Genomic DNA, 25,710 nt, shown 5'->3' on the forward strand with positions numbered 1-25,710 from the left:
CACCCTCGTCATCCCCGACCTGCCGGGCTACGGCCGCTCCAGCAAGGACCTCGACCAGAGCGATCCCTTCGGGGATCTGGCGGATGCCGTGCGGACCTTTCACGCCACCGTGCGCTCGACACTTGCCCGGTCCCGACCTTGGCCAAGCGTCGGCAGCGCACTCACGATGCCCTGGTGGAGGCGGCCTCCGCCCTGCTCGGCGAGGGGCGCACGCACGCGACGATCGAGGAGATCACGACCCGCGCGGGGGTCGGGTTCGGGTCGTTCCACAACCATTTCGCGAGCCGGGAGGACCTCTTCCGCGAGGCGGTGCTGGCCACGCTGGAGAACTTCGGAACCCTCCTGACGGCCGCCGCTGCCGGCATCGAGGACCCGGCGGAGCGCTTCGCTCGCAGCTTTCGACTCTGCGGGCGGCTGGCGGTCAGTTCCCCCGAACTGCTGGCTCCGTTGGACACCATCGGCACCGAAGCGCTGGTCGTCCATCGTGGCCTGCGTCCGCTGGGGCTGGCGGATCTGCGTCGGGGGGTCGAGACCGGCCGGTTTGTCGAGGTCGATCCCGAACTGCTGCTGGCTAGCGCGGGCGGCGCCCTGCTCGGCCTGATCCGACTGCTCAGCCACGACCGCACCATCGACGGCATCTCGGCGACAGACACCGTAACCGAGCGGGTGCTGTGCTTGTTGGGCGTGGCGCCACAAGAAGCGCACATACTGGCCACGACGCCCTTGTCCCAGAGCACCTGAGGAGGCACGCATGCGACCCCTGCGCTACTCGATCAATGTCACGCTGGACGGTTGCGTGCACCACGAGGCCGGGCTCGCGCCCGATGAGGAGTCGATGCGCTACTGGACAGACCAGATGACGCAGGTCGACGCTCTGATCCTCGGTCGCGTGACCTACTCGATGATGGAGTCGGCGTGGCGGCGGCCGGCCAGTGGGGAGTGGCCCGACTGGATGACCGCCCAAGACCTCCCGTTCGCCGAGGCCATCGACACGGCTCGGAAGTATGTCGTGTCGAGCACCCTCGATGCCGTCGACTGGAACGCCGAACTGCTGACGGGAGATGTTGGGTCAGCGATCCGGCGACTCAAGGCCGAGCCGGGCGGCCCCCTGTGGGTGGGCGGCGTGACCCTTCCGGTGGCGCTGGGCGACCTGGGATTGATCGACGAATACGAGTTTGTCGTGCAGCCGGTGCTCGCCGGCCATGGGCCGCACTTGCTGGCCGGGCTGCGCGAACGCCTGCACTTGGAGCTGCTCGACCGGCGCGAATTCCGCTCGGGCGCAGTGGTTCTGCGCTATCGCTCAACCGTCGATGGCTAGGCGTCGAGCCAGTCGGTGAGCAGTCGAACCATCGGCCAGGCCGCATCGGTCCAGTTGCCGAGGACCGTGATCGTGGTCTGGGTAGCCGGGTCGTGCAGGCTGGTCATGGAGACGCCCGCGTCATAACCCTCCATCCAGACTCGCTCGCTGGACGTATGCCGATGGAAGCCCAGGCCGTACCGCCTCGACTCCTCGGGCGAGTCGCTGTGCGGGCGCAGCGCCTCGGCCAGGAGGCCGGGCCCGAGGATGTTGCCGGCCGTCAGTTCGTCCCAGAAGCGCGCCAAATCGGCTGTCGTGGAATAGATCCCGCCATCACCGCTGCCGTGAACGGGCAAGTGTAGGGCGTTGGTGCGCAGGCTGTCGCGCTCTAGGTAGCCAATGGCCGCGGAGCCGGGGAGTTGGTCCATCCGCTCAAATGCGGTCGCCGTGAGGCCGGCTGGTCGGCATACCTCTTCCTCGATCAGGTCGGGGAAGGCGCGGCCGGACGCGCGCTCGGCCAGCAGCGCGAGGACGACATAGCCGGCGTTGTTGTAGGTGCAACGCTCCCCGGGGGCGAACTGGGTTGGGTTTCCGTCGAGGGCCGGGAGGTAGTCCTCGGTCGTGGCAAGGCGATGCACCGGGACGGTCATGACATAGCTGGTCATGTCGTCGATCGCCGACTCGTCGAGGTAGTCACCGATGCCGGAGCGATGCGCAAGCAAGTGCCCGATCGAGACGGCGTCGTCGATGAGCGGCAGGTCGCCGCGGAGCAGCGAGCGAGCCGAAGTGTCCAGCGCCAGGAACCCGCGCTCGATCAAACGCAGAACGGTCACGGCGGTGAATGTCTTTGTCCCACTGGCGATTCCGAAGCGAGTCTCTGTGGTGTTGCGGATCGAGTGGGCCCGGTCCGCCAGGCCGTATGCCGTGTCCACCACCCGCTCCCCGGCCTGGTCCACCCGCACCACCCCGGAGAAGCCGGTGCGTTCGGCGGCCTCGTCGATGGTGTTGGCGAGGCCGTGCGTTGACGCGGAAACTGCGTGTGGTGGCGTCGCGGCGGCCGTAACGCCCGAGCCGCAGGACGCGAGGTCGGCGAGGTCGAACTCGAAGGCTGTCTCGTCATCGATGATCTCGCCCGTGAGGCGTGCGCCGAGGCCAAGATAGAAGGCGCGCGGCCCGCCAGCGCCCTCGATGAAACTGGACCACAACTGCGAGTTACCTTGGGCCAGGAGCTCTTCCGCCAGAAGCGCCAACGCCCGGCGACCGATCCCGCGGCCCTGGAAGCGCCGGTCGATGAGCATTCGCCAAAGGTAGGGAACGGCCATCGTCGGGGAGCGATCGGCATACATCAAGAAGCCGGCCGGCTCGCCGTCGGCGCGGATTCCGCGCAGGACGGGCACGAGGCGCCCGCCGAGCCAGATCTCAGGGCGGAGGGCATCGGCATACGAAATGTCCATCGGGGCGACGAATCGTCTTTGCGTCCAATGGGTTTCGAGGCGACGCCAGTCCCACACGTTGCGGCTGTCGACGGGTTCGATGGTGACCTCGGCCGGCGGTCCGGTCGGCCGGTCACGCCAAGCACGCCAGTCGTCCGCGGTGCTGGCGTAATAGGTCGTGTCAGTCCACGCGCCCCGCCAGAGGTAGCTCTGCTTGCCCTCGTGCTCGTGGACCAGGCCGATCGCTTCGAGGGCGCGCTGCGAGGCGATATTGCGGGGGTCGGCTTCACCGGTGATCCGGACGACACCGAGCCGTTCCACGAGGTCCTCGACCACCGCGCGCGCCGCCTCCTGGGCGTAGCCGCGGCCCCAGTGCGCGCGGGCGAGCGAAAAGCCAACCGAGGCTTGCTGACCGGACTCGTCACGGCCTACGGGGATCTCACCGATGTGCGTGCCGTCGAGGTCGATGGCGAGTTCCGTCCAGCCCGTCGGCTTAAGGTCGTCGAGGTCATCCTGGCTGGCAAGCCAGGCGGCGCGCTCGGGTGTGTAGGGCAGCTCCCAGTCCTGCAGTTCCGCGACCTCGGGATCGTTGCGGTAGGCGCACTGGGTCTCGATGTCTGTGCTGCGCATGATGCGGACCGTGAGGCGGTCGGTGTGCAACGGGTAGCCCATCGCGCAACGATCCCATCCGCCCGGCCAACTCCGCAACGGAATGAGGAAGTCAGCGCCGAGGCATCACAAGGACTCCCTCGTCGCGCTGGGCAGCGTGCTCCGCGTTCAGCGACCGGAGTTCAGGAGTTGGGCGAGCACCTGAGCTTCGCTGTGCTCGACGACCTTGCTGGCGGTGAGGAGGGTCTGGGTCGTGGGAGTACCACGTGCGCTGCTCGGTCGTCGGCGCGACCGCCTTGAGCCACTGATCGAGGTGAGCGCGCTCCTTGCTCACCCCGCGTGGCAAGAGGCGGTCGACGAGGACCCGAGCGCCGTCGGAGTCCGCGGGATCGTCGTACACCCGCTTCACAGAAACCTTGGCCACGCTGACCCCCCGTCAGAGTCCGCCGGAGGTGTTGACAATCAGGCTCATCCCTTGCCGCCTCCGACGGCACGCCGGACGAGCGCCTCGACGGCCTTCCGCTCGGCCGCTCTCGCTGGTGGTCTTGCGTTCGGCCATGGTGACCTCCGATCGGCTGGATGTCGTCCGCTCGAATGGCGGCCGCAACTCCACCGTAGGCCAAGGGACCTTGTCGTCCGAAAGACATCGACTGGTAAAGGCCCATCCGGCGGTCGGATGACCTACCTTTGACAAACCTTAGACAATCGAAGAGCTTCGGAGGAAGCCATGAGTACTGAGCACGACGACGTCCTCGCCGAAATCCTGGAAGTCATTCAGGCCACGCGGATCGCCTTCCTGACCTATGTCGACCAGGAGGGGCGCCTGGTTTCGACGCCGATGGGCACACAGGACACGGAGGACCCAGGCACGCTGTGGTTCATCACCGAAGCCGACAGCGACAAGGTCCTCGCGATCGGCGCGGACGCGCGCGTGAACGTGGCATACGCCTCGGACAAGGGCTGGGTCTCCGTCTCGGGGACGGCTGAACTGAGCCGCGATCGAGCCAAGCTTGAGGAGCTGTGGGATCCGTCGGCCTCGGCGTTCATGTCGGGCGGACCGGACGACCCGAACAGCGCCCTGCTCAAGGTCACGGGCAATACGGCTCAGCTGTGGAAGTCGCCCGGCAGCGTCGGGTTCCTGCTGACCATGGCCAAGGGACTGCTCGGCAAGGACCCGGCCAAGGACGAAGACGCCCCGATCGTCGAACTCTGACCCGAACCGGGCCAACTCAGCAGAGGTTGGTCGAATCTGCACACCGTGCAAGGTGTGCAGATTCGACCAACCTCTGTTAGCAGCACTTAGGCAACTTGGGCGGGCGAACGGGCGAACGACATACAGTCCAGGGATGGGCGACGACACGGCATACCGGATCGAGGCACTGACCCCGCAGACGTGGCCGGCCTTCGAGGCGTTGGTGATGCGGCACAACGGGATCTTCGGCGGGTGCTGGTGCACGTGGTTCCACGACGGGCACCCGAGTTGCGAGGGGCGCGGGGAGACCTATGAGGGCAACCGTGCGGTGAAGAAGCGGCTCGTCGACGAAGGTGTCGCGCACGCGGCGCTGGTGATGGCCGGCGAGGAGGCGGTGGCCTGGGCGGAATACGGGACGCCCGAGGAACTGCCGACGATCCACCACCGCAAGGAGTACGACGCGACGAAGGAGGCCGAACCGGACTACCGGATCACCTGCGTCTTCGTCGACAAGCGGCACCGCCGGCAGGGGGTGACCGAGATGGCGATCCAGGGCGCGCTGGATCAGATTGCGCGCGCTGGCGGCGGGCGCGTCGAGAGCTACCCGCACGACCTCACTGAGCAGACGAAGAAGATGTCCTCTTCCTTCCTCTACAACGGGACGCGCCGGCTGTATGAGCGGCTCGGGTTCACCTATGACCGACCAAAGGGTCTGAAGAACTGCGTGATGTTCAGGGATGTCGCGCCAGCCTGAGATCTCGAAAGCTACTGCGCCAGTTGCCAACTCACGCCGAAGCGGTCGGCGACCCAGCCGAAGCGCGGGTTGAAGCCGTAGTCCGCGAGGGGCATGAAGACGAAGCCGCTCTCGGCGAGAGCCGTGAAGAGACGGTCCACCTCGGCGGCGGTGCCGCACTCGAGGAAGATCGAGACGGCCGGCGTGAAATCCCAGGCGTGCACCGGTGGGCTGTCGGCGGCGATGAACGGTCGGCCGGCCAGGGTGAACCGGATCATCTCGCGCCCCTCGCCGACGGGGACCCGCTCGTCGATGCGTGAGTCCGGGATCAACCCGACATAGAACTCGATGGCCTCGCCGGCGCGGTGGTGCTGAAAGGTGAGATGCGTGAGGACCTGGACCATGCCGCGAGGGTAGCCGTGCGGACAGAATGCGGGTATGCCCGATCCCGAAACCGGCCGCCCGCGCATCGTGTGCCTCTGCGGCAGCACCCGAGCGCGCCGGCACACTGGCCACACCGAGCCGCGAGTATGACGCGGCGGCGGAGCCGTCTGGCCTTGTTGGCGTTGCCGATTGCGCCGTTCCAAGGAATCTGGCTAACCCGGACGATGGTGCGGTATGCCGATGCCGACGGCCGCGCCGGAACGGTGGGCTCCGGGCCGGGGCGACTGATGGTCGTCGCGCTCGGGGACAGTGTCACGGCGGGGTATGCCGTGCCCCACCACCGCGCGAGCGTCGCCGGACAACTCGCGGCCCGCCTCGCCGCCCGCGCGACGATGCCACGGTCACATGGCGGGTGTGCGCGAAGAGCGGGGCCACGGCATACGACGCCCTGGACTTGGTCGACGTGGCGGCACTCGCCGACGCGGACCTGATCTTCGTCTCAGTCGGGGTCAACGATCTGAAGAATGGGCACTCGGCGCGGCGCTACCGGCAGGACCTGGGCGCCCTGCTTGACGCGGTTCTCGCGGCGGCGCCGAGGGCGCGGGTGTGCCTGCTCGGCATACCTCCCCTCGACCATTTCCCCGCCTTTCCTCGACCTCTAGCTGACGTACTCGGTTGGCGCGGAAGGGCTTTCGACGCGATCGCGGCGGAGGAGCTGGCGCGGCGACCCCGCACGCTGCGGATCGAGACGCATGAGCCCTTGGAGAGGGAAATGTTCGGACCGGACGGTTTTCACCCGAGCGAGGCGCTGCATGCAGCGTTCGCTGACGCGGTGATGCGCGAGTTGGCGCGCCTCGACGGTCGCTGACTCCGTCAGGGCGCCTGCTCCACGGTCGCGCAGGTCGCCATGATCTGCCGGGCGCCGCAGTCGGCGTGGAACGTCATGGATTGGAGTCTCTTGGCCGCCTCAGCGAGGGGGTGGTTGGCGCCAGGAAACGAGCCAATTCTCCTGTCTGTCAACAAATTTCATCCATTTTTCGCTTGCATCCGGTATCGAACTGGTGTACCATCTGAGGATGACGGCGATGGCGCAGCACCCCACAGACGGGCCCCTCGTGCCCGCTGCCGGTTTGCGCCCTGCGGGCGGGCGTGAGGGGTTGACTCCGCTTGATGACGCGTGGTGGCCGCCGTTGAATGTCGAGGAGTTGGTCGCGGATTTTGAGGCGTGGCAGGACGAGCTGGGCTGGGATGACGAAGATGAGGCAGACGAGCGGGACTCATGGGCGCTCGCCGCGACCGAGCCCCGCTGGTGCGAGCAGCCGGCCGGCCATGCGTGCGAGCACGAGTCGATCCTCGTCGAGCCAAACCCTGGTGATCCGACCCCCGTAGTGCCGACGACGGCATCACCCAGCTCCGAGATTCGGGGCCTGATCGATTGGTTCGCCACGCTGGTGCCAGACGCCGCTGCCGGCGGCAGCGAATGCACGGAACCCGCCATTGAATTCAGCCTGGCGGAGTTGATCGACGTGATCAGCGGCTTGGAGCATGTCAAAGGTGCGATCGCCGCGGCCCAAGCCCGGGCCACCGCGCAGTTCGGGCGGGCGACGGTGCGGGAGGCGCTCGCGAACCGGGCCTCGCTGCCGAAAGCCCGATCCTCCATCGCGCCGCAGATCGCGCTCGCCCGGCGCTGCTCACCCGCGACTGCGGATCGGCACCTCGGGCTCGCGCGGGCGTTGCCGGGGATGCGGCACACGCGGGCCGCATTGACGGCCGGGGTCATCGATGAACGCTGTGCGGCCGCGATCGTCCGGGAAACCAATGTCCTCAATCCCGAGTTGCGGGCGCGCGTCGATGAGTTGCTCGCGCCACGACTGGCCACTTCGAGCCTGAAACAACTCGCCGGCGCGGCAGCGCGGTACGCCGCGGAACTCGACCCCGCCGCGATCGTCGCCAAACACGAACGAGCGATGTCCGAGCGCGGCGTGTGGACCCGGCCCGCTCCGGACGGGATGGCGTACCTGTCGATCTTCGGGCCGTTGACGGGGATCGTCGGCGCGTATGCGTCCTTGCATCGGCACGCCACCGCGGTGGTCGCCGGCCATCACGAAACCGACACCCCCGACACGCCGGCGGATCCGCTGGATGAGCGGACCCACGCCCAGGTGATGGCCGATGCCGCGCTGCGCTGGCTCGCCGGCCTCACGCCCGGCCAAGCCTGCCCCGTCGCCCTCAACCTCGTCATGCCCGCCGAAAGCCTCTTCGCGACGCAGCCCGCGACCGTTAACACAACGACTACCGACTCCGCCGCCACTGGTGAGACCGCGACGAGCGACGAGACCGCAACCGGCCGGGCCCCCCGCGGCGCCGGCGCCCAGCCTGACCCGGCGTACAGCGTCCACCCGACTCCAGGACTTACCGCTACGCGCGGGCCGCGGAGCACCGAGACACCCGCACGGATCCCGGGACACGGCATACTCCCGGCCGCGCTCGCCAGGCGCCTGCTGCTCCACGGGTGCGAACCACCTGACCCAGTGAAAACCGCGACACTGCAACACGATTCGGCGCCGCCGGGAATGAACCCGGAAGACAACCGAGTAGCCGAGCCAGCGCAGGTCTACCTGACCCGGGTCTACACCAGCCCCGACGGCCGCGACCTCCTCGCCCTCGACGCCACCGCCCGACTCTTCCCACCCCGACTCCGCGCCGCGCTCATCCTGCGCGACGACACCTGCCGAACCCCATCCTGCGACGCCACCATCCGCCACGCCGACCACATCGAACCAGCCGCCAACGGCGGACCCACCTCACTCCGCAACGGGCAAGGACTCTGCCCCCGCTGCAACTACACCAAAGAACTCCCCGGCTTCACCACTCGGGCCCTCGACCCGCAGCCAGAGCACGGAGCCGGACCGCATACCCATGCCACCGAGGTCACCACTCCGACCGGCCACAGGTACCTTTCCGTCGCGCCCCCACTACTCGAGTGACGTGGCGTCCGTCCCGCGGATTTGGCGGGAGTACTTGCGCTCCACCCACCCCTGATCACTGGTCCACGTCACGTCGGCGGCCAGCAAGCCGGCTTTCTCCAGGATTGGGATGCTGGCGGGGTTGTCGTCCTCGCAGAAGGCGATGAAGGTGTGGACATCCAACTCGCCGCTGCCGCATCCATCAGGGCGCGCAGCGCGTCGGGGATCAGGCCACGCCCGCGGCCGGCGGCACCGAGGGAGTAGCCGAAGCCCTAATCGTCGGGGTTAGCGAGATCAGGGCCTCTCGACCACGTGGACGATCCCATGGGCGCCGCGCTCGGCGTCGACCATCAGGTGTGAGACGAGCGGATAGTAGCCTGCCTCGGGCATGACCAATTCGACGAAACCGCCCTGGCCGGGCATCAGCCCGAGCACCTGCGAGCCACCAGCATCCGGGCCGGGTCGAAGCAGCCAGGCGCCCTCGGCATACACCGTGTCGAACTGGCCACCGACGACGTGGAAGGACGACGGACGATTAGGGCCAGCGTCGAGCACCCAAATGCGCACCCGATCGCCGACCTGGGCGGTGAGGGGGCGCTGGTCGTACTGCCCGGCGATGCCATTGAAGGTCATCCCCGTCGGCTGCTCGGCGAGGACAGCATCGGCCGAGATCTCGTCGGCGCTGCCCTTGGCCCGGTTGGCACCGAGGTAGAGCTCGGACTGCACGAGCACAAACTCGCGATCGACCTTGGGAAGGTTGGGCGGGTCGATGATGACGGCGCCGTGCATGCCCGCCGCGATGTGCGCGGACATGGGCATCGAGGAGCAGTGATACATCCAAATGCCGGACTTCGTGGCGGTGAAGGTGTAGGTCAGCGAGGCGCCGGGCGGGATGGTGCGCATCGGCCGGTCGGGCGCCAGCGCCCCAGCGTGGAAGTCGATCGAGTGCCCCATCGACCCGTCATTGACCAAGGTAATGATGAAACGGTCGCCGACCTTGCCGCGCAGGGTAGGCCCGGGGACGGCGCCGTTAAAGGTCCAGCGGCGCTGCCATACACCCGGCGCGACCTCCAACTCGAGTTCGCGCACGGTGAGGGTGACGCGGTGGACGGTGGCGCTCGGGGCGGGTGGGAGATCGGGGTCGACTGCGGTGAAGCCTGGTCCGAAGGCGGCGTGCAGATCGAGGGGTGCCGTGGTGGTCGCCGGATTGCTCGTCGTATGGCCGTCGTGCCCGGCGCTCGCCGTCCCGCCCGCTGTCGCGCCGGTCACCTCGACAGCGAAGACCATGCCCATCTGGCGGTGTCCGACGACGGAGCACCACCCCTTCAGACTGGCGCCGACGACGCCGACGTCGAGGGTGGTCGACGTGCCAGGGCGCAGGCGATTGGTGCGCGCGCCATTGGCGAGGACGAGGTCGTGGGTTGTCGTCGGGTCGGTGTTGGTGAGGTCAATGACGAGCCGATTGCCGGCCGGCACGGTGACGCTGGCCGGCTCGAAACGCATGCCCTTCATCACCACCTTGACCGTGGTGGTCTGGCCGGTCGCGACGACGCCCGCTGAGGCATCCCGGCTCCCGGCCAGCGGCAAGCCGGCCGATGTGGGGTCGACGACCACCCCGACGGCAACGGCCATACCCAGGGCGATCAGGCCCGCAACCAATTGCCCGCCGGACCAGACCGAGCGTGACCCAGGGGCGGGTATGCCGGGTGGCTGGGGCGGGGGCAAACCCTCGTCACCCGCGGCGCGGCGCGCGCGAAGAGAACCGCGCAGACCCAGGCCCATCAACGGCAAGAAGCTGACATATGCCGCGAGCACCAGTGTGGTCGTCAGCACCCGAACCACGGAGGGCACGGGGAGGAGGCTGAGCAGAAGTCCGCCATTGATGAGGACGAGGCGCAGCACGGCATACCGGCCCATGGTCTCGGTCGCGGCCCGCACGGCCGCGGGGCCACCGCCAAGGACGACCGGCACGAGATAGGACAAAGCGCCGAGGAGCAGCTGCGGTGCGAAGCCCGCGGCGAGGACCGCGGTCGCGCGCCCGTGCGCGACAGATAGGTCGGCCCAACTGCTGCCACGCAGCAGCACGATGCTCACCCAGACGAGCAGCACAACCAGCCACAACAGCGCGAAAAGCACTGACAGGGAAGCGAACTCACGCGGCGGGCGTCGCCGGGCCGGCGCCCACAGCGCGCGTCCCCACCACAGCGCCGAGCAAAGCCAGGCGAGGACGCCGGCGGCGGCGAGCGGCATACGGCCGAGCAGGGCGCCGGCCACGATGACGGTGACGGAGGCGAGGAAAAGGGGAAGCGCCGTGGTCGCGAGGCGCTCGGCGCGGTCGTCCATCCGGGAGCGCAGCATCGTCGGCCAGAGCGTGACGAGGGTGCCGGTGACGGTCAGCCCGATCCAGCCGAGGACGAGGACGGCGGTGTGCGCGAGGAGCAGTCGGCCGTGGATGTCATCGGCGTAGCCGCGCGCGAGCAGCACGCCGAGCGTCGCGCCGATGGGCACGCAGAGGGTGGACGCGATGTAGTAGCGGACCGTGATCTTGAAGCGCGGCGCCATCGCCGCGCGGAGGCGTCGCCAGAGTTGCCAGCCATGCCACAGGAGCGCGCAGGCGACGGCGGTGGCGCCGATGACGGCGATCCACCAGAACTCGCCAACCACGCCAGTCGCGACCGCGGCGACGCCGATGAAGAGGAGCATGGCGCGGCGGTCCTGCGTGGCGCGCGAGTCCAGATCGGGGCCGGTCTTGAGCAGCGCCTGACTGAAGTGGGTGCTCCAGACCATCGCCGAATGGGTCAGCGCGCCAAGCAGCACGAGGTGGACCATCAGCCAGCGTGCGTGTTCGAGGAATGGGTGGACGATCGTCACCGCCGCCACGGCGACCAGCCAGAGCACCGCGGGCAGGTCGCGCCAGGGCCAAAAGCCCTGGCGGCCGGGTCGGCGCTGCCTCTCCAACCCCTTGTTTGGGTATGCCGTCCGCGCCGCCTCGGGGCGACCGATACCGGTGGTCATGCGCTGACCTGGGCCGGCTCAGACGCCTGTGGGCGGACAGCGGAAGTTCGGCGCCCAGCGACAACGCACGCGATCGCGGCCACCGGCAAGGCAAGGAGGGCGGCGATCGTGACGAAGGCGCCGAACTGCCAGGGCGTGGCATGCCCGTCCACGAGCCCCGCGACGACACGAATCAGGAGCCCAATGTGCAAGAGCACCAACGGAATCCAGAGCACGGGTCGGTATGGCAGTGCCACGCGCAGCACCGCCGGCAGGATCACCGGCGCGTGCGCCATCACCATGGACATGCCGAATCCCAAGAAGCACGAGTGGACGAGCAGGTCATAACGTTCGGGCGACGCCGGCGGCCCGCCAATCAGCCACCCGAGCCCGGCGACGCCGAGCCAGGCGTAGCCCGCGAGCATGGCCACCGCGGCATACCGCGGCAGGCCGCGGCTGCGGATGGTGCGCCGAGCGACATCGTGGCGGACCAGCCACAGCACCAAGACCACCAGGGAGGCGCCGAACAGCCGCGTGCCCACGCGCGGCCAGAGGGTCGCCGCGATGACCCCGGCGTGGACTGTCGTCGCTAAGGCAAGCAGCCACAGCCCGGCTGTCGCCGGCAGGGTCAGCCGGGCGAGTTCGACGCGCTCGGCACAGACGGTGAGCACGACGAAGCCGACCAGCCACGGCAGCAGATCCGCCACATCGAGCCGCAGCCACAGCACCGCCGCGCCCAGCGCGAGCGAGGCGGCGAGCACCTGAGTGATCGTCGTGTCATCGTGCGCGCGCCGCCACAGCGCGACCAGCACCGCGGTGGCCAGCGCGCAACCTGCCACCAACAGCACCTGGGCGACCAGCCGCGGCGACGGCGCGACGAGCGCGAGCCCGCCCGCCCCGAGGAGGGCGGGGGCGGCATACCCCCAGGCAGCGCGGAGCGCGACCGATCGCTCCAGGGAGATCAGGGTGCCGAGAAAGCCCAGCACCATGAGAATGCCGTGCACCCCGGCGACCCGATCCGTCGTGGCCTCATCGAGGACGAGGCGAGTGGCGGCATACAGACCGGCGAGGAGGCTGAGCGCGGCAGGAAGGAAGAACGGCAGGCGAGCGCCCGCCGTCGTGGGCACGGACATCGAGCGGTATGCCGCCTCAGCGGACGCGGGCGAGCTTCAGGCGCCAGGCGTCGGGGCCCTCTTGGAGGTAGCTCACCTCGATGGCGTCGCCCTCGCGGTCATTGAGCTGCTTCAACAGGGGCAGGGGGTTGTGCGGGGCCACGAGAACCATGGCGGCACCCGGGCGGAGCTGGCCGAAGGCGCCGAAGACGGCGCCGTGGCGGATCGCGTGCGGGATGGCGCGTGCGTCGAGCTCCGGTAGCCCGGAGTCCGCCTCGTGGCAGCCGCAGTCGTGGCCGTGCTGCGCCTCGGTGAGTGGGATGGTGTTGAGCGGGGTGTCCTGGGTCATCTCAGGCCTTTCGGGGTTGGGTGGTGCGGGTGATGGTGCAGGCGCCGGGTTCGGCGAACGGATGGAGGTCGAAGTCGCCGAGATCGTGGTCGGCAGCCCAGCGGTCGATGAGACCGGCATGGAAGCTGCAGACGACATCGGCGTCTGCCCGCGCGACGGTGACGAGCGGACAGGTGTGGAGCCGCATGGTGTCGTCCGCTCCGTCCTCGGGCGCAAAGCCGAGGTCGGCGAAGTGGCGTTCGAGAGGCGATAGCTCACCGTCGTCCGCTGGATACGAGGTGGGAGCAACCCACCCACTCGGGCGCTCGACCAACACCTCGGGTTGAACCGACCGGCCAAGCTCGCGGGCTGCGGCGGCCGGGTCGGGGGCAGTGCGGCGCAACTCCCCGGCCAAGGCGGCGATGAGGACGAGCGCGGGGCGGGCGATCGTGGGCGTGACCACGGCATACAAATATGAGGGCCGCCCTCTCCCGGCTGAGTCAGCCTTGACTCGCTCGACGAGCCCGAGATCGACGAGGCCCTCGAGATGCTCCCGGACCGTATTGCCGTGCTGATCGGTCGCCTCGGCCAACTCGGCCACGGTGAGCGGCGCGCCCGCTCGGTCGAGGACGGCGAGCACCTGAGCCTGCGCAGGCGTCGGCGGCGCCAATCGGGTCGGCACAGGTCCCTTTGCCCTCGCCTCTTTTTTCACGATGTTTACCGTATCAAATACGACCGACCGCCCACCCGCCGTTTGGTTGAGTTCGGGAAACACGCCGACGCAACGGCCCGGCGATCGGCGTGTTTCCCGAACTCGACGGGAACGGCGCCTGCATCCTCGGCGACGAGCCAATGCCTAAACTGCTGGGCATGCCGGACAGCACCCCCGCCGAGCGCCTGCGCATCGCGTTGGATCTGTTCGACCTGGGCGTCGAAATGACGCGGGCCCGCCTAATGCGCGAGCACCCAGACTGGACGCCCGAGCAAGTTCAGGAGGGCGTGACCGCGTGGCTTCGGGACCGACCAGGTGCCGAACTCGGCGATTGCGTCGGCCGACTCGCGTCGCCGGAACGGATCCAGCGGATAACCGGATGAACTCGCCTATCTGGGAGTCGCTTCGCCGGCTTACCAACGACGCCACAAATCTGGGTTTGCGTTGGGCCCTGATTGGCGGGATGGCCGTGTCCGCACGCGTCGAGCCCCGCTTCACACGGGACATCGACATATGTGTCCTCGTCGACGCTGACGCCGACGCCGAGGCGGTCATCGCGTCGTTCTTCCAGCGGGGATACACCCTGGATTCGCTGGTTGAGCATGAATATCTCGAGCGCCTTGCGACCGTGCGGCTGCGCCCACCCGTGTCCGAGGGCATGCTCGTGGACGTTTTGTTCGCCTCGTCGGGCCTCGAGCCCGAGATCACCCGCGAGGCCGACCAGATGCAACTCGTCCCCGGGCTTACCGTGCCCGTGGCCAGGCCAGCCCACCTCGTGGTCCTCAAGCTCCTGGCGCGCGATGACTCCACGCGACCGCAAGACGGGGCAGACCTCGCGTCGCTCCGGCCAATCTTGACTCAGCAGGACAAGACGGAGGTGCGGCGACTGGCGCACCTCGTCATCGAGCGCGGGTTCCACCGTGGGCGCGACCTCCCGACCTTGGCCGAGGACTATCTCGCCTCGCCCAAATCCGGCAACGTCTAGCGTCTCGGGTCAGGCGTGCCGGAGGTGAGCGAAGCGCCGAGGACGCAGCCACGCGAGGCCCTCGCGCCGCGCGCTTTGCGCTGCGCGCTCGGGGCGGGGCAGGGCGCGAAGTTCGTCGTTGAGGCGCTCGATGTCGCGGTCGACTGGGACTGATGCGTAGCGGCTGTAGTTCGTCATGCCTCAAAACTGCAACAGCGAACCCGTCAGCACAAGCGAATGTTTCTTCACAATCATTCAGTCAGAACGTACGATTCGACCATGATCGACCTCAACCGCCTCCGCGTCTTCCGTGCCGTTGTCCACTCCGGAACTGTCCACGCGGCCGCGGCCAATCTCGGCTACTCGCCAAGCGCGGTGAGCCAGCACATCACCGCCCTGCAGCGCGAAACCGGGCTGATGCTGTTCGAGAAGTCGGGACGGGGAATTAGCCCCACCCCGGCCGGCATTGCGCTGGTGACTGGGAGTGAGGACGTCATCGAGGCCGCCGGGCGTCTCGAGGGCTTGGTCGACGACCTGCGCGAGGGTCGCACGGGAAGCCTGTCCATCGGCACCTTCCCCTCCGCGGGCCAGTACTGGGTCCCCGAGGTCGCCCGGACCCTGTCCGCCGAGTTCCCTTCCCTCCTCTTAAACCTCGATCTGATCGATGTCACCGACGGCCCGCGCTCGCCATACGACATCGAGCTTCGGGCAGAGGACCCGTCACTCGGCCCGACCCATGTCGAGGGACACCGGCGGTTCGAGCTGCTGGAGGAGCCGTATGTCGCGGTCCTCCCGGCAGCCCATCCGCTCGCGTCGCAAAGTCAGGTCGCGCTGACCGACCTGGCCGGCGAGCGTCTGATCGCCGAGGGCATGGCCGACACCACGTGCTCGGGGATCCTGCGCCGCGCCTACGCCGCCTCCGGCGCCAGCCCTCGGTATGTCGCGCGGTCCAGTGACCACCACGCCGCCCTCGGTCTCGTCGCGGCGGGACTAGGAATCACGCTGCTTCCGCGACTGGCGATGGGACGGCTTGACGATGGCCTGGTCCAACGACCGGTCTCCGGGGAGGCCGCGCCACGCCGCCGCATCGTCGGCTTCGTGAGCGAAGGGGCCGCGCCGCGAAGGGCAGTCGTCCGCGCCGTCCAACTCCTGCACGAGGTAGCTCGCCGGCGCGAGGCCACCGCCGCCTAAACCCAGCAGGTCGCCCGGCACCATGACCCGGCATCGCACGCCGGCCGCCCGCGCAATCCGGCGATCCAGGGTGACCGAGGGTGCCCCCAGTTGCTCGGCCAGGGCGGCATACGCGGCGTTGATGCAGAAATGATGCTGCCCTGACCCGTTGTCGGTGGCCCCTCGTAGGGTTCTCCATATGGACCCCGAAGAGACGCTGGCAGGCCTGCAAGGGCCCGCACTGCCAACGTCTCCGCCGGTCGATCGCCAGCGGCTGGAGGCGCTGCGCTATGCCGTCAATGAGGAGTCGGGCCAGTACATCGCCATCATGCGAGTCTTCACGACCGGGCTCGCGGGCCTGCTCTCGGATCAGTCCGCCGTGGACGTGCGGGAGGCGCTGACCGCGCAGGGGGTGTCGCTCGACCTCGACACGGTCGACGCCCGCCTCTCCTATCTCGTAGAGCACGGCAATATCGCGCGAAGCCCCCGCGAGACCGAGGCCCGCACGCTGGCCGACTATCTGCGCAACCGGGCCCGCTACCAGTTGACGCAACGAGGTGAGCTGGTCCACCGACAGGTCGAGGAGTTGCTCGGTCACAGTGAGTCCGCGCGCGAGGTGTCGAGCCAGATGCTAGGCGGCATCCTCGCCGGCCTGACCGCTCTCGCGGCGCTGGATGCGACCCATCTCGAAGGCGTCGAGCCGGACCGACTTGCCCGCGACATCACCACCGTCTTCGCCCAGTTCGATGAACTCGTGCACAGCACGCGCGAGTTCTACACCTATCTGACCCAAGTCCTCTCGCGCTTCGACCTCGACCGGTCCGAGTTCCAGCTGTTCAAGGTCGCGCTGATCGACTATCTCCAGCGCTTCGTCGATGAGATCTCCCGACACATGCCGCAGATCGCGGACATCTTGGCCACCCTCGACCCAGCTGTGCCCGACCTTGTTGCTCGGGCCAACGCCGGCGAACGTTTGCTCGACACCGGTGGCCGCCTGGCCCGGCGCTCGGCGGGGCTCGACCCGCTCGACTGGCGGAGTCTGCGAGCCTGGTTCACCGGTGAGGGAGGTCGCGGCAGCGACGCCGACGGGGTGCGCAATCTCGCGACATCGGCGATGCGTTCCCTCCTGACCAATCTGCGGCGGATTGCCACGTCTGCCGAGCGTGAGCATGGGCGGTATGCCGATCTGGTTCGCGTCGCGCGATGGTTCGACCATGCTGACGACGACACCGCACACGCCCTCTTTGCCAGTGTCTTCGGGCTCTACTCCGCCCGCCATCTCGGCTTTATCAGCGACGACCCGGAGCAGCCGGCCTCTCCGATGACGTCTTGGTGGACCGGTCCACGCGCCGACGTGCCGGTCATGCTCAGGGAGCAGGGCGAACGCACCATCGCCGGGCGATCCGGGCGCCGCGAAGACTTTGCCGTTGCCAAGGCGGCACGGCTGGCCGAGCGCACGCGTGCCGAGCGAGACCGGGCGGCGGCCTTCGCGGAGATCGTCGCCCACGAGGGACGACTCGGACGAGTCCGTGTCTCCGACCTCGCGCGCGATCTCCTGCTGGAGTTGTATGCCGGTGCGCTGGCCGCCGCGATCGACGGCGATGCTCCCGTCGTGGCCGTCCCAGGCACCGCCGCAGTCCTGTTCGTCCACGAAACCCCGGGTGACGGGACCGCCGTGACGAGCCCCGCCGGCCGCCTCACCCTCGTCGGCCGCACTCTTGAAGTGCGTGCCGAGCAGGCTGTCCGCACCGATCACAAGGTGGCGCAGTGACGACCACCGCCGATCGGATCGCCGCGACCGCCGACCCGCAGGACCTCGCCGAACGCCGCCGGGCGGCTCGGGCGCTCCTCAAACGCCCACTGCTCGCCAGCGGCAGCACGGACCCCGACGACCTCCGGCTTGTCCGCCGCCACCAAAGTGAGCTGATCCAGCTCTTTGCCGACGGGCTGGGCTATCGCCTCCAAGTTGATCCCACCTCAGCCCGGCTCTTCAAGACCGGACTCGGCCCCGACTCCACGCGACCGCTGCGACGGCGCAGCGGCGCTTCCTTCACGCCGCGCGCGTATGCCCTGCTGTGTCTCACGATCGCCGCCCTAACGCGTGCGCGCACGCAACTTTTGGTCGACGAACTCGTTGCCCAGGTCCGGGCGGCTGCGGTCGACGCCGGCCTTGACGTCGACCTGGACGCAATTGGCGATCGACGAGCGCTTCATGCGGCGATCGTCGTCCTGGTCGATCTTGGGGTCCTGCGTGAGCGCGATGGCGACTTGGAGCACTGGGCCGATCAGCGCACCCAATCCCTCCTCGACGTCCGACGAGACCTGCTCTCCCTCCTGGTGGCTGCCCCGCTCACGGCCGCCTCGTCGGCCGCCGATCTGCTCACCCTCGCGGCTCTGCCCTCGGCCGTCGGCGGTGCGCGCATCGCCACCCGGCGAGCCCTGCTGGAACGCCCCTTGCTCACCACCGATGACCTGACAGCTGAGCACGCCGAGTGGTGGCGGCGCAATCGCAATCGCGAACGCGATTGGTATGAAACGCATTTCGGGCTAGAGCTGGAGTTGCGCGCCGAGGGTGCCGCGGTGATCGACCCGGACGACGACCTGAGCGACGAACGCTTCCCAGGAACCGACAAGACCCGACAACTTGCCCTCTTGGTCCTCGAAGCGTTGGCCGACGAGGTCCACCGCACCGCGCCCGGGGGCGCAGGCACCGCGTGGCGCGGACTCCCGCTCACCACGGTCGAGCGCTGTGCTCAGGACGTCCATGCCAGGTGGCATGATCGGCTGCGCCGAGACCAACGCGAGGACCCCGACCGCGCCCTCCGCGAGGCCCTGGGCGTCCTTGCTCGGTTCGGGCTCATCCGCCGCGAGGACGGGGCCGTGTTGGTCCACGCCGCCGCCACCCGCTACGCACCCCGAGTGGCGCTGCTCGCCCAGAGTGCGACCGGCGAGACCTCCCTTTTCGACGACCTGACCGACGGCGAGGACTGAGATGGCGATCGATGGCAGCCGATTCCGGATGCGGCGCGCTGGCGTGCTCAATGTCTGGCAATACGACGAGCAAGTCTTCGACTTCGCCGACGGCCGGCTACTGCTGCGCGGGGCCAATGGCGCCGGCAAATCCAAGACCATGGAGATGTTGCTGCCCTTCGTCATCGACGGGGACAAGTCACGGCTGACCTCATCGGGTCGCCACCACACCAGCCTGCTCTGGCTGCTCCTCGACGGCTACGACGGATCCGCCCGCACTGGCTACGTGTGGGTTGAGTTCGGCCGCGACAACGCCGACGGCACAACCGACGTGATCACCTGCGGCGTGGGCTTGCGGGCCACCGAGAAGGCACGAGCCGCCACGTCGTGGTTCTTCACGACCCCCCGCCGGGTCGGGCATGACCTCGCTTTGGAGAACGCGGCCGGGCCGCTGAGCCAGCCTGCGCTCGCCGCGGCACTCGAGGACGAGTCCGGGGCGAGCCGCGTCTTCGACAACCCCCGGCACTATCGCGAGCACGTGGGCGCGCTGCTGTTCGGCCTGCCCCTGGACCAATACGAATCGTTGCTCCGGCTCCTTTACTGGCTGCGGCAGCCGCAGGTCGGGGAGGACATCGATCCGCGGCGCCTCGCCGAGCAACTCGTCAATGCCCTGCCCACCCTGGATGGCGACACCCTGAGCGCAGCGGGCACGACCTTCGATGAACTCGAGGCGTTCGGCGAGGACATCGACCGTCGCGAACGCGCCGCCGCCGCGCTCGCCACCTTCGTCGAGACGTATGCCGCGTACGCCCGCTCCGTCGTTACTGACCGCACCCGCGTCGCTCTGGAGGCCGCGAAGGCGGTCGGCGCCGCCCGGCGACGATTGCGGCGGAGCGAGGGCTCGCTCACGGAGGTGACCGAGGGTCTCTCGGCGGCGGCGATGGCGATCGACGCGGCCGAGCAAGCACAGCGGGAAGCCGCATCGCGGATCGCCGCCCTCGAACAGAGCCCGGAAGCGCAGGCGCGAACCGATCTTGCGCAGTCCGCCGAGCTGGTGCAAACCCTGGAGAAAGCAGCCAGCGACCTGCGGGCTGTGGCCGAGAAGGCACACGTCCGGGCGCAGGCCAGTGCCCGCGAGGCGTCAGCGGCCAGCGACCGCCTGATGGACCGGGCTGGTGAACTGCACGACGCGACCGAGCGCGCCGAGGCTGCTCTTGCCACGTGTGGGGCCGAGGCTGCCCCCGGTCCGACGGCGGCCCAGGTGCTTAGACGACCGGATTGGCGCGATGCCGACGCGGCCAGCGCCGTGGAATCGGCGGTCGCGCACGCGGGGCAGACACACGCCGAGTGGGCCGAGACTGGCGCTCGCGCCGCGGGTCAAGTCGGCGCGGCCATCACCGTGGTGGAGGAGGCCCGCGGCACCCATGTGCGTGCTCAGGAGACCACCCGGCGGGCCGAGGCCGGGGTCGATCGCGCGGAAGCCGCGGAGACGGCCGCCCTGGCTGACCTGGAGACCGCGCGGACGCGGACGCAAACTCGCGAGCGCGAGCTGACCGACGCCTTGCAGACGTGGCAGGCCGCCCCGGGCGCCGTCTCGGTCGTCCTTCCGACGCTGGACGCGGACGGCTTGGCGCACCTGGAGTCCATCGTCGCGGAGGCAGCCGCGCCGGACCAGGAGCGGCTGGCGACGCAGGTCGCGGAGGCGAGCGCGCGGCATACGCAGATCGTGGCCGCCCTCGCCCGACTCACCAGCGAGCGCGCCGCGATCGAGGCGGAGCGAGATCCTGCTCCCGCCGTGCCGGCGTGGCTTCGAGACGACCGACGCAACCTCCCCGGCGCCCCCTTGTGGCTCCTGGTGGACTTCCGTTCGGAGGTCGAGGCGCAGGTGCGCGCCGCGGTGGAAGCCGCCCTCGAGGGGTCGGGGCTACTTGATGCCTGGGTGACCCCGGACGGCACCCTGCTCGATCCCGCCCGCCACGATGTCGTCCTGACCGCAAACCCGGTGCCGGTTGCGGCAGATGCCAGTCTCCTGGCCATCCTGGGCGCAGACCCCTCGGCCCACGAGGCCGTGCCGGCGCGGGTCGTCACCGACCTGCTTGGCTCGATCGCGTTCGCCTCGGCTGGTGCCGGACAACACGGCGCACGGGACGAGGTCGCCGCCGTCGTCGCGGCGGACGGGTCGTGGCGCCTCGGACCCGCGCGGGGCCGCACAGCAAAGCCGGTTGCGCAGTACGTCGGCGCCTCCGCCCGGGCGCAGGAGCGTGCCCGCCGCCTCGCCGAGTTGGACGAGCGCATCCGTCAGGAAGAGCAGGCGCGCGACACGGCCAAGCAGGCCGCTGCCGAGGCACAGCAGGCGCTCACCGCCCTGATGGCGTGGCTGCGCGCGCGGCCTCGACACGACGCCGTCCTGACGGCCTGGGCCACCGAAGCCGCGCGAACCGCCGTCGCGGAGCGCGCCTCCGCCGAAGCCATGGGTGCGCGGGACCTCGCCCGGGATGCCCGGTCGCAGGAGGCCGCCGCGCTGAGCGACCTCACGGCGACCGCGGCACGACACGGCCTGCCCATCACGCACGAGGGGCTCGCCGCTCGCCGCGAACTGGTGGCGAGGGCAGGGAAGGACCTGGACCGGGTCGGGTCCGCCCGACGCGCCCTCGACACCGCCTTGGACTTATGGCGCGGCGTCGTCGCCCGCGCGACCGACGACGCCGCCGAGGCCGACCTGGGGGGCACCCGGGCGCGCATCGCCCGGAGTGAAGCCGCCAGCCGACGCGCCGCCCACAACGAGTTGGTGGCGGCTCGCGGCAAGAGTGTCGAGGACCTGGAGCGGCGCCTCGCGGAGCAGCGCACGCTGCGCCAGGAGGCCGTCGAGGCACAGCGCCGACACCGCGGCGAACACGATCACCTGCTCGGCCGGCAGGGGCAGCTGCGGCAAGAGGCGGACGGTCACCGCGCGGCCCTCGCCGAGGCCGAGCCGGCGCGGGACGCGGCATACGACGCCGTCCGCGCACTGCATGCGGTTCCCGGCTTGATTAGCGCGGCCGACGTCGGGGCCGATCCGGCACGCCCGCCGACGGAGCGGGACGAGATCACCTCCCTGCACGAGCGAGCAGCGGCCGGTACGCAGGCGGGCGCCAACGCGGTCCTTGCGGCCCTGACCGGCCTTCAAACCGGGCCGGCCTCCATCGTCGAGCCGCGGTTGGCCGAGCTCGACGGCACTTTCGCGGCACTCGGACGGGACGAGTCGGCGGGCGATATCGCACTCACCGAACTCGCCAACCGCCTGGCTGCACAGGTCGCCGCCGACCGTGAGCTGTTGACCGACCGGGAGCGACACCTCTTCGAGACGCACGTGCTCGGCCAGCTCGGCGACACCCTTCGCGGCGTCCGCCGGCAGGCCGACGAGCTGGTCGCGGCCATGAACGTGCAGCTCGGGCGAGTCTCCACCTCCCAGGGAATCCGGGTGCGGCTGCGCTGGCGGCTCCGCGACGACATCCCCTCGGATGCCCGCCGCGCGGTCCAGCTGCTCGGCGAGGCCAGCGGGGCGCTCCTGCCCGGGGAGCGCACCGAGCTGCGCGACGCGCTGCACCGGCTCATCGACACCTCCCGGGTCGAGGCGCCCGAGGAGTCCTACACCGAGCACCTCACCCGGGCACTGGACTACCGTCAATGGTTTGCCTTCACGGTCCAATATCAGCGGCCCGAGTCCGGCGATTGGCGCGACCTGCACCGCAAGAGTCCGTTGTCGCAGGGCGAGCAAAAGGTGCTGTGCTACCTCCCGCTCTTCGCCGCCGCGGCTGCACATTTCACGTCCTTGGCCGGCGCCGCACCGCACGCTCCCCGATTCGTGCTCCTCGACGATGCCTTCCCCAAGGTCGATGCCCGCACCCATCCCCTGCTGTTCGGCTTGCTCGTCGATCTCGACCTCGATTTCGTCGTGACCAGCGAACGCTTGTGGGGCACCCACGCAACCGTGCCATCGCTGGCGATCTATGAAGCGCTGCGCAATCCGGCCGAACGCGGGATCGCCCAATACGAGCATCGCTGGGACGGCCGCCAGCTGACCGCGGTCGGGGCGCGTGCCTGACGGCTGGTGGACCGCGCCAGCCTTGGAGCGGTCCTGGCTGGCCGTCGCCGATCGCCTTGAGCGGGCGGGTCTGGTCGCGCAGGGCCGGGTGCGCGTTCGCGACCTCCATCGCGACGAGCAGCAGGCCCTCTCCGGTCTGCTCGGTCGCACCATCGTGACGTCTAGCGTGGAAGTAGACCTTGCCTCCCTCGATGACCGGCTGCGCTCCCGCGCGGGCATCGAGCTCATTGACGCCGCCGCCACCGTCACCGGCCGGGTCCTGGTCGATCGCCCGGCCCGGAGGGCGGATCACCGTGAGCGCCACGAGGCCCCTACACGAGCTTTCGCCGCCTGGCACCAAGCGCATCCCGATGCTGGCCTGCCGCCGCTGGCGGAGTGGCTGGACGGACTTCGCCGCGACGGGCTACTCGGCCGGCGAGGCGGCGATCCAGCAGCCTTGGTGACTGCTGCCCTCGACGTGCTCGCCCACCGCGCTGAGCACCTTAGCGGGGTCGGTCTGTCCCCGCCGATCGCCCGGACCGAGCTCGCAGCGCAACTCTTCGGCGACGCGCATGCCCTGGACGACGACCGATTGCTGACACGCACGATCCTGCGCGCGGTCCCCGATGGCGGCGAAGGCAGCACCCAACGGGCCTTGTGGGAGCGGCTCGGGGTGCTCTCGGACCGGATCTCGTCAACCTGCCTAACGTTCGGGCTGCGCTGGGCCGCCGGCGCGGCGGGGGCGCGCGCCTCGGCATACACCCTCGAGAGGGCCGTCCTGCACCTGACCTGGCGTGACCTCGATGAGGGTCTGGAGCCAGCGCCGGGCCAGACCGTATTGGTCTGCGAGAACCCCCGCGTGCTGGAGGCCGCGGCCGAGATCGGGGTTGGGGTGGGCGTCGTCTGCGCCAGTGGGCGAGCGAACCTGGCGACGATTGAACTCCTGGACCGCATCCAGTCCGCGGGCGGCCAGCTGCTCTATCACGGCGACTTCGACTGGGCCGGTATCGCGATGGCGAATCATCTGCGCGCGCGCTGCGGCGTGCAGCCGTGGCGGATGGGCGTGGATGACTACCTGGCGGCGCCCGCATCGCTCGCCCTGAAGGGCAGCCGGGTCGACGCGAGCTGGGACCCGGAACTCACCGCCGCGATGGCGCACCGTGGCCGGGCCGTGCACGAGGAGGCACTGCTCCCGGCACTGCTCGAGGGCGTACACTCAAACCCATGGTCTACACCGTAGAACATGACCGTCATTCACCAGACGTGGCGACGGCGATTGAGCGCTACCGACACCCCGTCCTCTTCTATGGACTCGCCACGGCAATCCCCTGGGTGACCTGGGGAATCGCCGGCTACCTGAGCCACCGACCGTCCCAAACCACGGCGGTCCAGGGACTCACCGCAACCCTGGGCGTCCTCGGCTTGCTCGCCCCGATGCTGGTGGCCGCTGCCCTCGTATGGCGAGATCCCGCTCTGGTGCGCGACGTGCGCGAGCGGCTGCTCGCCATACGTGGCATCACCCTGCCTCGCGCACTCCTGATGCTGCTGCAGCCCGTGGGGGCGTTGATGCTGGCGACGGCCATCTCGCTGCCGCTGGGCTATTCGCCGGATCAGTTCCGGCTCGCCAACGGCATCTCCTTCAGCTGCGGACTACTGCCCGCCTGGCTCATCCTCACCGCCGCCCCGATTGTCGAGGATTGGCCTGGCACAGCTACGGCACCGACGCGCTCGCCGCGCGCTGGTCGATCTTCCGCACGTCGATGGTCTTCGCGATCATCTGGGCCGTGTGGCATCTGCCGCTGGGCCTGATCAAGGGCTACTACCAGGCTGAAGTCGTCGAGACGGGGCCCTGGCGACGCTCAACTTCCTCGGGTCGATCTTCCCGTTCGTGCTGATCATGAACTGGCTCTCCTACCGCTGTGGGCGCAGCATCCTGGTTGCCGTCGTTTTCCATCTCGTCGCGAACATCACCAATGAGGCCTTCCACACCGCACCGGATACCAAGGCGATCCAGACGGCAATCCTCCTCGTCGTCGCCGTCGTTCTCGTATGGCGCGATCGCGCCCTCTTCTTCGCCCGTCCGGACCGCGTGGCGCGCTCCTGATGGCACCCACTCCAGCGCGCATCTCGCGAGAGCAGGCCGTCGAGGCCGCCTTCGTTGTCCTCGACCGTGACGGGCTCGACGGCTTCTCGATGCGTGCCCTCGGCCGGGAACTCGGCGTGGACGCGATGGCGGTGTATCACCACGTGCCGAACAAGGCAGCGCTCATTGACCTTGTCGTCGATGAGGTGTGGTCGATGGCCGCGCGCGGCGGGAGCAAGCGGGACGTTGCCGCGACAGGGCGGGCGGCCGAGCCGAGATGGCAGGAGATCATCGCCGCGCCGATGCGCACCATACGAAGAATCCTGCTGGCTCACCCGAATCTCGCGCCCATCGTGGGTACGCGACCCGCGTCCACGCCGACCGTGCTGGGCTTGCTCGACCACATAGTCGGGGAGTGCGCGGGGGCCGGGTTGCCACCCGCCTCCGCGCTGCCATTGGTCGACTGCTTGGTCGCGTTTACGGTCGGCAAGGTGCTCGCCGAAGTCCGCCAATCGGTCGGGGCCCCCGCCCCGGATCAGGAGGCAATCGCCGCGGGACTGACGCCGGCGGGCTTCCCGCACATCGTTGCCGCGTTGCAGAGTGGCTACTCCTGGTCGCCGGACGAGCAGTTCGAGCGTGGACTATCAGCCCTGATCGACGGATGGGACCGCGGTTGACAGCGCCCTAACGCCGGGCGGCT

At 69.3% G+C, this 25,710-nt stretch carries 26 protein-coding genes; 18 read left to right on the top strand and 8 right to left on the bottom strand.

Going from position 1 to position 25,710, the window contains the following annotated elements:
* The first annotated feature begins 174 nt into the window (after positions 1–174).
* The gene (locus ABD225_RS11825) at positions 175–741 is read left to right on the top strand and encodes a TetR/AcrR family transcriptional regulator (protein ID WP_344085378.1); all 567 of its coding nucleotides are present in this window, start codon (positions 175–177) and stop codon (positions 739–741) included.
* 10 nt (positions 742–751) lie between these two features.
* Positions 752–1,318, top strand: coding sequence for a dihydrofolate reductase family protein (locus tag ABD225_RS11830; RefSeq protein WP_344085381.1), 567 nt, complete (start codon positions 752–754; stop codon positions 1,316–1,318).
* Here the strand turns inward: ABD225_RS11830 and ABD225_RS11835 are convergent.
* Positions 1,315–3,402 carry a GNAT family N-acetyltransferase gene (locus ABD225_RS11835; RefSeq protein WP_344085383.1) on the bottom strand — a complete coding sequence of 696 codons (2,088 nt, stop codon included), beginning with the start codon at positions 3,400–3,402 and terminating at the stop codon, positions 1,315–1,317. The genes ABD225_RS11830 and ABD225_RS11835 overlap by 4 nt on opposite strands.
* A 49-nt stretch (positions 3,403–3,451) precedes the next feature.
* A complete protein-coding gene (locus ABD225_RS11840) occupies positions 3,452–3,763 on the bottom strand; it encodes a DUF488 domain-containing protein (protein WP_344085386.1) in 312 nt (103 codons plus the stop codon).
* 303 nt (positions 3,764–4,066) lie between these two features.
* On the opposite strand from ABD225_RS11840, the gene ABD225_RS11845 reads away from it, so the two are divergent.
* Positions 4,067–4,552, top strand: coding sequence for a pyridoxamine 5'-phosphate oxidase family protein (locus tag ABD225_RS11845; protein ID WP_344085389.1), 486 nt, complete (start codon positions 4,067–4,069; stop codon positions 4,550–4,552).
* Positions 4,553–4,685: 133 nt separating this feature from the next.
* Entirely contained in the window at positions 4,686–5,285 is a 600-nt protein-coding gene (locus tag ABD225_RS11850; protein WP_344085392.1) for a GNAT family N-acetyltransferase, read from the top strand.
* An 11-nt stretch (positions 5,286–5,296) separates the two neighbouring features.
* Here ABD225_RS11850 and ABD225_RS11855 read toward each other — a convergent pair whose 3' ends face one another.
* A complete protein-coding gene (locus ABD225_RS11855; protein WP_048546271.1) occupies positions 5,297–5,668 on the bottom strand; it encodes a VOC family protein in 372 nt (123 codons plus the stop codon).
* A 126-nt stretch (positions 5,669–5,794) separates the two neighbouring features.
* Here ABD225_RS11855 and ABD225_RS11860 point away from each other — a divergent pair, with 126 nt between their 5' ends.
* From ABD225_RS11860 to ABD225_RS11870, 3 genes are all read left to right on the top strand, one after another.
* Positions 5,795–6,139, top strand: coding sequence for a hypothetical protein (locus ABD225_RS11860; protein ID WP_344085396.1), 345 nt, complete (start codon positions 5,795–5,797; stop codon positions 6,137–6,139).
* On the top strand, positions 6,061–6,516 hold the full coding sequence (locus tag ABD225_RS11865) for a GDSL-type esterase/lipase family protein (protein WP_344085399.1): 456 nt from the start codon (positions 6,061–6,063) through the stop codon (positions 6,514–6,516). Before ABD225_RS11860 ends, ABD225_RS11865 begins: the two co-directional genes overlap by 79 nt.
* Positions 6,517–6,724: 208 nt before the next feature.
* Complete coding sequence (locus tag ABD225_RS11870) at positions 6,725–8,635, top strand: HNH endonuclease (RefSeq protein WP_344085402.1); 1,911 nt, start codon at positions 6,725–6,727, stop codon at positions 8,633–8,635.
* Here ABD225_RS11870 and ABD225_RS11875 read toward each other — a convergent pair.
* From ABD225_RS11875 to ABD225_RS11895, 5 genes are all read right to left on the bottom strand, one after another.
* On the bottom strand, positions 8,624–8,797 hold the full coding sequence (locus tag ABD225_RS11875; protein WP_344085405.1) for a hypothetical protein: 174 nt from the start codon (positions 8,795–8,797) through the stop codon (positions 8,624–8,626). The genes ABD225_RS11870 and ABD225_RS11875 overlap by 12 nt on opposite strands.
* Positions 8,798–8,908: 111 nt before the next feature.
* Positions 8,909–11,629, bottom strand: coding sequence for a multicopper oxidase domain-containing protein (locus ABD225_RS11880; RefSeq protein ID WP_344085408.1), 2,721 nt, complete (start codon positions 11,627–11,629; stop codon positions 8,909–8,911).
* The gene (locus ABD225_RS11885) at positions 11,626–12,741 is read right to left on the bottom strand and encodes a hypothetical protein (RefSeq protein ID WP_344085411.1); all 1,116 of its coding nucleotides are present in this window, start codon (positions 12,739–12,741) and stop codon (positions 11,626–11,628) included. The genes ABD225_RS11880 and ABD225_RS11885 overlap by 4 nt, the downstream gene beginning before the upstream one ends.
* Positions 12,742–12,757: 16 nt before the next feature.
* Positions 12,758–13,069, bottom strand: coding sequence for a DUF2249 domain-containing protein (locus tag ABD225_RS11890; RefSeq protein ID WP_344085414.1), 312 nt, complete (start codon positions 13,067–13,069; stop codon positions 12,758–12,760).
* Between the two features lies 1 nt (position 13,070).
* The gene (locus tag ABD225_RS11895) at positions 13,071–13,760 is read right to left on the bottom strand and encodes a helix-turn-helix transcriptional regulator (protein ID WP_344085417.1); all 690 of its coding nucleotides are present in this window, start codon (positions 13,758–13,760) and stop codon (positions 13,071–13,073) included.
* 89 nt (positions 13,761–13,849) lie between these two features.
* Between ABD225_RS11895 and ABD225_RS11900 the strand changes: the two genes are divergently transcribed.
* From ABD225_RS11900 to ABD225_RS11950, 11 genes are all read left to right on the top strand, one after another.
* Positions 13,850–14,143, top strand: coding sequence for a hypothetical protein (locus ABD225_RS11900; RefSeq protein WP_344085419.1), 294 nt, complete (start codon positions 13,850–13,852; stop codon positions 14,141–14,143).
* Complete coding sequence (locus tag ABD225_RS11905) at positions 14,140–14,745, top strand: nucleotidyl transferase AbiEii/AbiGii toxin family protein (protein ID WP_344085422.1); 606 nt, start codon at positions 14,140–14,142, stop codon at positions 14,743–14,745. Before ABD225_RS11900 ends, ABD225_RS11905 begins: the two co-directional genes overlap by 4 nt.
* A gap of 24 nt (positions 14,746–14,769) precedes the next feature.
* A complete protein-coding gene (locus ABD225_RS11910) occupies positions 14,770–14,898 on the top strand; it encodes a hypothetical protein (protein ID WP_344085425.1) in 129 nt (42 codons plus the stop codon).
* A gap of 105 nt (positions 14,899–15,003) precedes the next feature.
* On the top strand, positions 15,004–15,915 hold the full coding sequence (locus ABD225_RS11915) for a LysR family transcriptional regulator (protein WP_048546253.1): 912 nt from the start codon (positions 15,004–15,006) through the stop codon (positions 15,913–15,915).
* A gap of 178 nt (positions 15,916–16,093) precedes the next feature.
* A complete protein-coding gene (locus ABD225_RS11920) occupies positions 16,094–17,665 on the top strand; it encodes a TIGR02677 family protein (RefSeq protein ID WP_344085429.1) in 1,572 nt (523 codons plus the stop codon).
* Positions 17,662–18,885 (top strand): TIGR02678 family protein, encoded by a 1,224-nt coding sequence (locus ABD225_RS11925; RefSeq protein WP_048546250.1) that lies wholly within the window; start codon positions 17,662–17,664, stop codon positions 18,883–18,885. The genes ABD225_RS11920 and ABD225_RS11925 overlap by 4 nt, the downstream gene beginning before the upstream one ends.
* 1 nt (position 18,886) lies before the next feature.
* A complete protein-coding gene (locus tag ABD225_RS11930; RefSeq protein ID WP_344085434.1) occupies positions 18,887–22,948 on the top strand; it encodes a TIGR02680 family protein in 4,062 nt (1,353 codons plus the stop codon).
* Positions 22,941–24,167 carry a TIGR02679 family protein gene (locus ABD225_RS11935; protein WP_344085437.1) on the top strand — a complete coding sequence of 409 codons (1,227 nt, stop codon included), beginning with the start codon at positions 22,941–22,943 and terminating at the stop codon, positions 24,165–24,167. The genes ABD225_RS11930 and ABD225_RS11935 overlap by 8 nt, the downstream gene beginning before the upstream one ends.
* The gene (locus tag ABD225_RS11940; RefSeq protein WP_344085440.1) at positions 24,152–24,736 is read left to right on the top strand and encodes a hypothetical protein; all 585 of its coding nucleotides are present in this window, start codon (positions 24,152–24,154) and stop codon (positions 24,734–24,736) included. The genes ABD225_RS11935 and ABD225_RS11940 overlap by 16 nt, the downstream gene beginning before the upstream one ends.
* A 79-nt stretch (positions 24,737–24,815) precedes the next feature.
* Positions 24,816–25,031: a hypothetical protein gene (locus tag ABD225_RS11945; RefSeq protein ID WP_344085443.1), complete on the top strand. Its 216-nt coding sequence runs from the start codon at positions 24,816–24,818 to the stop codon at positions 25,029–25,031.
* Positions 25,031–25,687 carry a TetR/AcrR family transcriptional regulator gene (locus ABD225_RS11950; protein WP_344085446.1) on the top strand — a complete coding sequence of 219 codons (657 nt, stop codon included), beginning with the start codon at positions 25,031–25,033 and terminating at the stop codon, positions 25,685–25,687. Before ABD225_RS11945 ends, ABD225_RS11950 begins: the two co-directional genes overlap by 1 nt.
* The last annotated feature ends 23 nt before the right edge of the window (positions 25,688–25,710 follow it).

The organism is Nostocoides veronense (genome assembly GCF_039531185.1).
GTDB lineage: Bacteria > Actinomycetota > Actinomycetes > Actinomycetales > Dermatophilaceae > Nostocoides_A > Nostocoides_A veronense.